The organism is Aquitalea sp. ASV15 (assembly GCF_016429115.1).
Lineage (GTDB): Bacteria > Pseudomonadota > Gammaproteobacteria > Burkholderiales > Chromobacteriaceae > Aquitalea > Aquitalea magnusonii.
This window is the reverse complement of the sequence record NZ_JAELTZ010000086.1, coordinates 1-9,609: the sequence shown is the minus strand read 5'-3', so window position 1 is coordinate 9,609 and position 9,609 is coordinate 1. Positions and strand designations below refer to the sequence as shown.

The 9,609-nt window shown below is 61.7% G+C and carries 6 protein-coding genes and 1 pseudogene; 3 read left to right on the top strand and 4 right to left on the bottom strand.

From position 1 onward, the window contains the following. Window positions 1–390 (bottom strand): annotated as a pseudogene (locus JHD64_RS20230) (ABC transporter substrate-binding protein); the annotation flags it as partial. Window positions 391–508: 118 nt separating this feature from the next. On the opposite strand from JHD64_RS20230, the gene metH reads away from it, so the two are divergent. Beyond that, the gene (gene metH, locus JHD64_RS20225; RefSeq protein ID WP_199055334.1) at window positions 509–4,222 is read left to right on the top strand and encodes a methionine synthase; all 3,714 of its coding nucleotides are present in this window, start codon (window positions 509–511) and stop codon (window positions 4,220–4,222) included. Window positions 4,223–4,274: 52 nt separating this feature from the next. On the opposite strand, the gene JHD64_RS20220 is transcribed toward metH, so the two are convergent. After that, the gene (locus JHD64_RS20220) at window positions 4,275–5,342 is read right to left on the bottom strand and encodes a diguanylate cyclase (protein WP_059286543.1); all 1,068 of its coding nucleotides are present in this window, start codon (window positions 5,340–5,342) and stop codon (window positions 4,275–4,277) included. 294 nt (window positions 5,343–5,636) lie between these two features. Between JHD64_RS20220 and JHD64_RS20215 the strand changes: the two genes are divergently transcribed. Beyond that, window positions 5,637–5,852, top strand: a complete 216-nt coding sequence (locus tag JHD64_RS20215; RefSeq protein ID WP_059286544.1) for a YdcH family protein — start codon at window positions 5,637–5,639, stop codon at window positions 5,850–5,852. Between the two features lie 73 nt (window positions 5,853–5,925). Here the strand turns inward: JHD64_RS20215 and JHD64_RS20210 are convergent, their stop codons facing one another. Together JHD64_RS20210 and JHD64_RS20205 are read right to left on the bottom strand one after the other, a co-directional pair. Beyond that, entirely contained in the window at window positions 5,926–7,791 is a 1,866-nt protein-coding gene (locus JHD64_RS20210) for an ABC transporter ATP-binding protein (protein WP_199055326.1), read from the bottom strand. Between the two features lie 265 nt (window positions 7,792–8,056). Next, the gene (locus JHD64_RS20205) at window positions 8,057–9,073 is read right to left on the bottom strand and encodes a class I SAM-dependent rRNA methyltransferase (RefSeq protein WP_199055324.1); all 1,017 of its coding nucleotides are present in this window, start codon (window positions 9,071–9,073) and stop codon (window positions 8,057–8,059) included. Between the two features lie 152 nt (window positions 9,074–9,225). On the opposite strand from JHD64_RS20205, the gene JHD64_RS20200 reads away from it, so the two are divergent. Continuing rightward, the coding region (locus JHD64_RS20200; RefSeq protein WP_199055322.1) for an HD-GYP domain-containing protein at window positions 9,226–9,609 on the top strand (384 nt) is incomplete at its 3' end.

Below are 9,609 nucleotides of genomic sequence, written 5' to 3'. Positions count from 1 at the left end.
GGCCTGGTGCAGGTCCGGCATGTCCTTGAGCGACAGCGCCCGCTCCACTTGCGGATAGAATTCGCGCGTCCAGCCCAGGCGTGCGGCATTGCCATACCATTCCGGATTGGCATTGCACACGATATTGACCTTGCCGGTTTCAATGGCGTTTTCCACCCGCTTGCGCGCAATCACCACATACTGGGCTTTCATGCCCAGTTCAGCGGCCAGTGCATCGCCCAGTTCCTTGGTCAGCCCCCCGGACAGTGCCTGGTTGTCCGGCGTCAGTACCACGATGGGCGGTGCGTCGGAATCCGACACCCCGATTTTCAACATGCCCCCTGCGGCGGCCACTTGTGCCAGCGCTGCTCCCGTCAACAGCGCCAGCCAGGTCTTATTCAAACCAACCATAAGCTTGTACTCTCTTCTTCTTAGTTAGTTGTCTGACAGTTCCAAACGCAATGGTAAACTGATCGGCCGCACCTTGAGTGTGCCTTTTATCGTTCTAGCCAATAACAGCCTGTTTGCCATGACCAAAAACACCACCCACCCGGTATTTTCCCAGCTGTCACAGCGCATCCTGATCCTGGATGGCGGCATGGGCACCATGATCCAGCGCCATGACCTGCAGGAAGCTGACTACCGTGGCGAGCGGTTCGCCGACTGGCCCTGTGACGTAAAAGGCAACAACGACCTGCTGGTGCTGAGCCGGCCGGATGTGATTGGCGGCATTCACCAGGCCTATCTGGATGCCGGTGCCGACATCATCGAAACCAACACTTTCAATGCCACGTCGATTGCCATGGCCGACTACCAGATGGAAAGCCTGGTGTGGGAAATCAACCACGCGGCGGCCCGGCTGGTGAAAGAGCTGTGTGTGGCGCAAACCGCAAAGAATCCGGCCAAACCGCGTTTCTGTGCCGGCGTGCTGGGGCCCACCAACCGCACCGCCAGCATCAGCCCGGATGTGAACGACCCCGGCTATCGTAATGTCAGTTTCGACGAACTGGTGGCCAGCTATACCGAGGCCATCGACGGTCTGGTGGCTGGCGGCGCGGATTTCCTGTTGGTGGAAACCATCTTCGACACGCTGAACGCCAAGGCAGCGGTGTTTGCCATCCACCAGTATTTTGACGATCACCCGGACATTGCCCGTCTGCCCATCATGGTGTCCGGCACCATTACCGACCAGTCTGGCCGTACGCTGACCGGCCAGACCACCGAAGCCTTCTACAACAGCCTGTCGCACGCCGATGCCCTGTCCTTCGGCCTCAACTGTGCGCTGGGGCCGGACCTGTTGCGGCCCTATGTGGAAGAAATGTCACGGGTGTCCGCCACCTATGTGTCGGTACATGCCAATGCCGGCTTGCCCAATGCCTTTGGTGGTTACGACCTGGAACCGGCAGCCATGGGCGACTATGTGCGTGAATGGGCCCAATCCGGCCTGATCAACATCGTTGGCGGCTGCTGTGGCACCACGCCCGAGCATATCGCCGCCATTGCCGCCGCGGTGGATGGCATTGCACCGCGCGCCTTGCCGGACATCGAGAAAAAGTGCCGCTTGTCCGGGCTGGAGCCTTTCAATATTGGCGACCACGATTTGTTCGTCAATGTGGGCGAGCGCACCAACGTCACCGGCAGCCGCGCCTTTGCCAAGCTGATTCTGAACGGCGACTACGCCACCGCGCTGGATGTGGCGCGGCAGCAGGTGGAAAACGGCGCGCAGATCATCGACATCAATATGGACGAGGGCATGCTGGACGCGCTGGCTGCCATGGATCGCTTCCTCAAGCTGATTGCCGCCGAGCCGGACATTGCCCGCGTGCCCATCATGATCGACTCCTCCAAGTGGGAAGTGATCGAAGCCGGCCTCAAGTGCATTCAGGGCAAGGGCATCGTCAACTCCATTTCCATGAAGGAAGGGGTGGACAAGTTCAAGGAACAAGCCCGCCTGCTGCGCCGTTACGGCGCGGCGGTGATCGTGATGGCCTTCGACGAAAAAGGCCAGGCCGACACTTACGCCCGCAAGGTCGAAATCTGCGAAAAGAGCTACCGCATTCTGGTGGACGAGGTGGGTTATCCGCCGGAAGACATCATCTTCGACCCCAATATTTTTGCCGTGGCCACGGGTATTGAAGAGCACGCCCGCTATGGCCTGGACTTTATCGAGGCCACCGGCTGGATCAAGCAAAACCTGCCGCATGCCAAGATTTCCGGCGGCGTGTCCAATGTGTCCTTCTCCTTCCGTGGCAACAACAAGGTGCGCGAGGCCATCCACGCGGTGTTCCTCTACCACGCCATCCAGCGCGGCATGACCATGGGCATTGTCAATGCCGGTGCGCTGGAAGTGTATGACGAGGTGGACAAGGAACTGCGCGAGCGTATCGAAGACGTGGTGCTGATGCGCACGCCCAAGGATGGCGGCGACGCCACCGAACACCTGATTGCGCTGGCCGAACGCTTCAAGGGCGAAGCGGCGGGCGAGAAAAAGGTGGAAGACCTGGCCTGGCGCGAATGGCCGGTGGAAAAGCGGCTGGAACACGCGCTGGTCAAGGGCATCACCACCTATATCGTCGAAGACACCGAAGAGGTCCGTCTCAAGAGCGAACGCCCGATCCATGTGATCGAAGGCCCGCTGATGGACGGCATGAATGTGGTGGGCGACCTGTTTGGCGCCGGCAAGATGTTCCTGCCGCAGGTGGTGAAATCCGCCCGCGTGATGAAGGCCGCCGTGGCGCACCTGGAACCCTTCATCGAAGAAGAAAAAATCCGCATGGGTCTGGCCGATGCGCCGGCCAAGGGCGTCATCATCATGGCCACGGTCAAGGGTGATGTGCACGATATCGGCAAGAACATCGTCGGTGTGGTGCTGCGCTGTAACAACTACAAGGTGATCGACCTGGGCGTGATGGTGCCGTGCCAGACCATTCTGGATGCCGCGCGCGAGCACCAGGCCGACATCATCGGCCTGTCCGGCCTGATCACCCCCAGCCTGGAAGAAATGAGCCATGTGGCCAAGGAAATGCAGCGCCAGGGTTTTGACATTCCGCTGCTGATTGGTGGTGCAACCACCTCCAAGGTGCACACGGCGGTGAAGATCGCCCCGCACTACCAGCAGCCGGTGATTTATGTGCCGGACGCCAGCCGTGCGGTGGGGGTGTGCTCCAACCTGCTGTCCGATACCCTGCGCGATGCCTTTGTCGCGGAAGTGGCGGCCGACTACCAGCGTGCGCGCGAAGGCCATGCCAACAAGGCCAACCGCAAGGTAGTCAGCCTGGAAGTGGCCCGTGCCAACAAGCAGCAGACAGACTGGGCCAGCTACACCCCGCCCAAGCCGCAGTGGCTGGGCGTGCGCCGTTTCGAAAACTATCCGCTCGCCGAGATTGCCCAGCTGATCGACTGGACGCCTTTCTTCCAGAGCTGGGAGCTGGCTGGCCGTTTCCCGCGCATTCTGGATGACGAAGTCGTCGGCGAATCCGCCCGCAGCCTGTATGCCGACGCCCAGACCATGCTGGCGCAAATCATCAGCGAAAACTGGCTCGCCGCCAATGCGGTGATCGGCCTGTTCCCGGCTGCCTCGGTGCATGATGACGATATCGACATCCGCAGCGTGGACGGCAGCAGCAGCCAGATGACCTGGGTGGGCCTGCGCCAGCAGCTGCCCAAGGCCGACGGCAAGCCCAACTGGGCACTGGCGGATTACATCGCCCCGGCTGACAGCGGCGTCGAGGACTATATCGGTGCTTTTGCCGTCACCGCCGGCATCGGCATCGAACCGCATGTCAAACGCTTCGAGGAAGCCAACGACGACTACTCCGCCATCCTGCTCAAGGCGCTGGCCGACCGGCTGGCCGAGGCTTTTGCCGAGCTGATGCACCAGCGCGTGCGGCGCGAGTTCTGGGGCTATGCCGCTGACGAGGCGCTGGACAACGAAGCGCTGATCGACGAGCAATACCGTGGCATCCGCCCGGCACCGGGCTACCCGGCCTGTCCGGACCATACGGTGAAGAAGGAATTGTTTGCCCTGCTGGACGCCCCGGCCATCGGCATGACCCTGACCGAGGGCTATGCCATGCTGCCCACCGCTGCCGTGTCCGGCTTCTACTTCAGTCACCCGGAGTCGCGTTACTTCGGCGTGGGCAAACTGGAGAAGGACCAGGTGCAAAGCTATGCCCAGCGCCGTGGCGTGACGCTGGAACAGGCCGAGCGCGATCTGGCACCGAATCTGGGCTACGACGCCTGATTCCTTTGTCGCCTGACAGCAAAAGCCGCCGCCTGGCGGCTTTTTTTGTGGGCTAGCCTGCCTGGGCCAGCGGGTGTGGCTGCGGCGGAGGGGGGCTGGATGGTGCCAGCACAAAACCGTTCTTGCCGCGGCGCTTGGCCTGATACAGCGCATTATCCGCCTGGCGCAGCGCGGCACTCAGCCCGATGCGGCCATCCATCTGCACGATGCCGATGCTGATCGACAGCCGCCGCTGCTCCACGCTGCAGGTATTCACCCGCTGTATCAGCTGGGCTGCCAGTTCGCTGACGCGCTGGCTATCCAGCAAGCGGGTGAACAAGCCGAATTCCTCGCCGCCCAGCCGCCCGCACAGGGCCACATCGGGATGCCCGCTCAGTTTACGGGCGATTTGTTGCAATACCTGATCGCCCGCCTCGTGGCCGAAGTCGTCATTGACGCTTTTGAAGTCATCAATATCCACCATCAGGAAATGACCGTGCTGGGCCGGATACCAGGCCTGCAGTTTTTCCAGCAGGCTGCGACGGTTGTCGATGCCGGTGAGGGCATCCTGAAAGGCCAGCGCTTCCAGATCACGGCGCAAATGGTAGCCGCGCAGCCGCAGGCGGCGAAACAGGATGTTGAGCGTCAGGCCCGAGGCCAGCGTCGCGACGGTGAGCAGGGCGATCAGTGAATCCTGTTGCCATAGCCGCCGGTCTTCCAGTGTGCCTTGCAGCAAAATGCCCCAGACACAGCAACTGGCCAGCAGGAAGCTATACGAGCTCTGGAAAACCGGTGCCATGGTCAGGGTGATGCACACGGCAATCGAGGTGGCCCACAGGCTGGTATCCGTGACAAACAGCATGCTCAGGCGAAAGCCCAGCGCCAGCCCGCACAGATTGAGCAGCATGCCCAGCAGCAGGGTGTGGCGGTGACCGGCATTCAGTGACAGCAAGGTGCCGGCCAGCATGATCAGGCTGACCAGGAGCGCGTTGGCCAGGTCGATCTGCCGGTGGGTGTGGGCGAGCAGCAGGGAAGCCAGCCAGGATACCTCCCCCAGCAGCTGCGTCCATACTGCGATGGGCCGCAGCTCGAGAAAGGACTGATGCTGGAAATCTGCATCGCCAGCATAAAGGTACTTCATGGGGCCTCCTTGCAAAGCGGCGACAGCGGAGGCTGCCACTCCTGGGGACATCGCAGCATCGTGGCGGCTCGGTCTGGGGTGGTCGACTGGACATAGGTGCAGGTCGAGTGGGTGGGGAGTCGACATCCGGCGCACCGTGTGCTCTTGCATCCGGGCTCCGGCGGTGCACAATGACCCGATGTCTGTTACCGCTGCATATGCCTTAGATCAAGAAAGCAGGCTGGTGTCGGGGCTAGCATGAAGTTGTAGTCAGGTGGCATGCACGCCACTCCACCCACCTATCAGGAGAAGCCGATGTTTCCAGAATTCCGTGATCTGATCAGTAAACTGAAAACCGAAGACGACCACTTCAGCCGCCTGTTCAACAAGCACAATGAACTGGATCAGACCATCAAGAACATCGAAGCCGGCATTGAAAAAGGCAGCCAGTTCGATGTGGAAGTGCTGAAGAAGGAAAAACTCAAGCTCAAGGACGAGCTGTATGTGATCCTGAAAAAAGCCGAAGCCTGATTGCCGGCATCGCTCATGAAAAAACCCGCCGGTTGGCGGGTTTTTTGTTACCACAAGCCTGGGCTGGCTGGCATCAGGCCGGGTCCAGTTCGCCCGGGCGGACGTCCTCGTCGGCGTCCTCTCCCAGAAAACCGCCGCTCTGGTGTGCCCACAGCCGGGCATACAGGCCGCCCCTGGCCAGCAGGCTGGCGTGGTCGCCTTCCTCCACCACCCGGCCCTTGTCCAGCACGATCAGCCGGTCCATGGCGGCAATGGTGGACAGGCGGTGGGCGATGGCCACCACGGTCTTGCCTTCCATCAGCCGGTACAGGCTGCTCTGGATGGCGGCTTCCACTTCCGAATCCAGCGCGCTGGTGGCTTCGTCCAGCAGCAGGATGGGGGCGTCTTTCAGCATCACCCGGGCAATGGCCACGCGCTGACGCTGGCCACCGGACAGCTTGACGCCGCGCTCCCCCACATGGGCATCGTAGCCGCGACGGCCCTTGGGGTCGGTCAAGGCCTGGATGAAGTCATGTGCCTCGGCCTGCTGCGCGGCATGGATCATGGCCGCATCGCCGGCATCCGGCCGGCCGTACAGCAGGTTGTCGCGGACCGAGCGGTGCAACAGCGAGGTGTCCTGCGTCACCATGCCTATCTGCGCGCGCAGGCTGTCCTGGGTCACCGTGGCAATATCCTGGCCGTCGATCAGGATGCGGCCCTGCTCGATGTCGTAAAAGCGCAGCATCAGGTTGACGATGGTGGACTTGCCGGCACCGCTGCGGCCGACCAGGCCGATTTTCTCGCCGGGGCGAATGGTGAGGTTCAGCCCGTCGACAATGGTGCGCTCGCCACCGTAGGAAAAGCTGACATTGTCGAAACGGATCTCGCCGCGCGCCACCTGCAGCGGCCGGGCATCCGGCTGGTCGACAATGGCCACCGGGCGCGACAGGGTGCTGATGCCATCGTGTACGGTGCCGATATTTTCGAACAGGCTGGACATCTCCCACATGATCCAGTGCGACACGCCGTTCAGGCGCAAGGCCATGGCGGTGGCTGCGGCCACGGCACCGATGCCGACCTGGCCCTGGGTCCACAGCCACAGCGTTGCACCGGCGGTGCTGGCAATCAGCCCCATGCTGAGAATGTGGTTGGTGATTTCAAAGCCGCTGACCAGGCGCATCTGGCTATAAGCGGTCTGCATGAATTCCTGCATGGCGCTCTTGGTGAAGGCAGCCTCGCGCTGACCCTGGGCAAACAGCTTGACCGTGGCGATATTGGTATAGGCATCGGTCACGCGGCCGGTCATCAGCGAGCGGGCATCCGCCTGGCGGGCCGAGGCCTTGCCCAGCCTTGGCACAAAGAAGGCCAGGGTGGCGACATACAGCAGCAACCAGCCGATGAAGGGCAGCAGCAGGCTGCTATCGAAGCTGCCGACCACCGCCACCATGGTGATGAAGTAGATCACCACGAATACCAGGATGTCGGTGATGATCAGCACCGTGTCGCGCACCGCCAGCGCGGTCTGCATTACCTTGGCGGCGACCCGTCCGGCAAATTCGTCCTGATAAAAGCTCATGCTCTGTCCCAGCAGATGGCGGTGAAACTGCCAGCGCAGGCGCATGGGGAAATTGCCGAACAGGCTCTGGTATTTGAACATGGCCTGCAGGGCGATCAGCAGCGGGCTGGCCAGCAGGATGCCGCCCAGCAACAGCAGGTGATGGCGTTCCTGTGTCCACAGTTGCGACGGTGCCACATGGCTGAGCCAGTCCACCACCGAGCCCAGCATGGAGAACAGCAGGGCCTCGAAGGCGCCGATGAGGGATGTCAGCAAGGTCATGCACAGGATGTAGGGGCGCATGCCGCTGGTGGCGGACCAGACAAAGGGCAGAAAGCCCTTGGGGGGCTGTACGGGGGGGGTATCGGGGTAGACTTCTACCCGCTTTTCAAACCAGGAAAACATAAAGATCGTCCTTGTCGGGACCGGCGGTCCGTTGAGGTTGTATGGGAGTATGACGATAGCTTGAAGTGAAGCGGTCAGCAATGCTTTTTTTGCATGGCTGGAGGCAGGTTCACCGTCGGCCTTGCCGCCATTTTAGTGGTGTTTTGTTGCCGGCAGTTCCGCGCGGCGTGGTGATGGCCTGTCCGGACCAAGGCGTGAACGGGTGCAAGTCAAAACAAAACTGCCCGGCCGAGAAGGTCGGTCGGGCAGTCTGGCGCTACGGCAATCAGACGTGCAGCAGCACGATCTTCAGCGGATGCTGGCCGTCGCTGCTGGGGAAATCCTGCTCCGGGGTAATCCATTCCACTGCGTGAATGGTGCGGCCGGCTTTTTCGGCGCTGCGCTTGAGCGATTCCAGCCAGGCATTGCCGTCAACCTGGGCCACATTATTGCAGCAGATCAGCATGCCGCCTTCGGCGGTGCACAGCAGGGCCGGCTTGAACAGGGCCTGGTAGTCGTTGACCAGGTCGACCACGCCAAACGGGCTTTTGGCATAGCGCGGCGGATCGAGGAAGACCAGGTCGAACTGGCGGGCTTCCAGTGTCGGGAAGGGGGGCATTTTCTTGCCGCGCACCATCTTGGGCTGGCCGATGCCGGACAGCTGGCGCAAGGCGGCAAAGGCATCGCTTTGCACGCAGCGCGGGCGGGTCGCCAGGCTGTTGAGCTTGGCATTGGCGCGGCCCACGGCCAGGCTGGATTCGGCAAAATCCACATTCATCACAAACTGGGCACCGCCCTTGGCCGCCGCCAGGCCCACGCCGCAGGTGTAGGCGAACAGATTGAGCACGCTCTTGCCCTCGGCCAGCTGCATCACGCGGCGGCGGCCGGCGCGCAGGTCGAGGAACAGCCACGGGTCCTGGCCGCTATGGCGACCACGGATGTGGTAGCGGATGCCCAGCTCATGGGCCACGCGGTTTTCCTCGGCCACCGCTTGTTCGGCCAGGCTCAGGCTGTTGTTGATGCGGGAATTCTTGCCGCTGCGGTCGTTGTAGACCAGCTGCAAATCCGGCAGCAAGCCGGCATAGAAGCGGCGGATTTCGTCCAGCTCGGCATCTTCCAGGCTCTGGTGGAAGCTTTGCACCAGGAGCAGGTCGCCATAGCGGTCTACCGTCAGGCCGGCCACGCCTTCCACGCTGCCGTGGAACAGGCGGTAAGTATTGGTATCTTCGGCGATCAGGCGGCTAACAAGATCACTGCGGCGGTCGGCTGCTGCTTGCAGCAGGGCGCTCAGGGAGTCGGACATGGAATGCTTTCTTTCTGGAATGGCTGCAATTGTAAGCCCTGTAGTGGAATGCCTCAAAAATTAGCGCTAAGTTGTAAGAATCCATTGGCATAGTCGACTCATCACAGACAGCCAGAACTGGGCCAGCGTATGGCCACTTAGCGGAGCACAGCATGCAGGCAGCACAAGAATTACTGAAAACCCTCTACACCATGGCCATGATGGTGGAAACCCGCGATGCCTATACCGGCGGCCATTTGTGGCGGGTTTCACGCTTTTCCGGCCTGCTGGCGCAGGAACTGGCGCTACCGCGCGGCGAGGTGCTGCGCATCATGCTGGGTGGGTTTCTGCATGATCTGGGCAAGATCGGGGTGCCGGACGCCATCCTCAACAAGCGCGACCGGCTGAGTGACGAAGAATATGCGGTAATCAAGACCCATCCGCAGCAGGGGGCGGATCTGCTGCGCGAGCATCCGCTGGCCGCCCTGGCCATGGAGGCGGTGCTGATGCATCACGAAACACCGGACGGGCGCGGTTATCCGGCCGGCCTCAAGGGC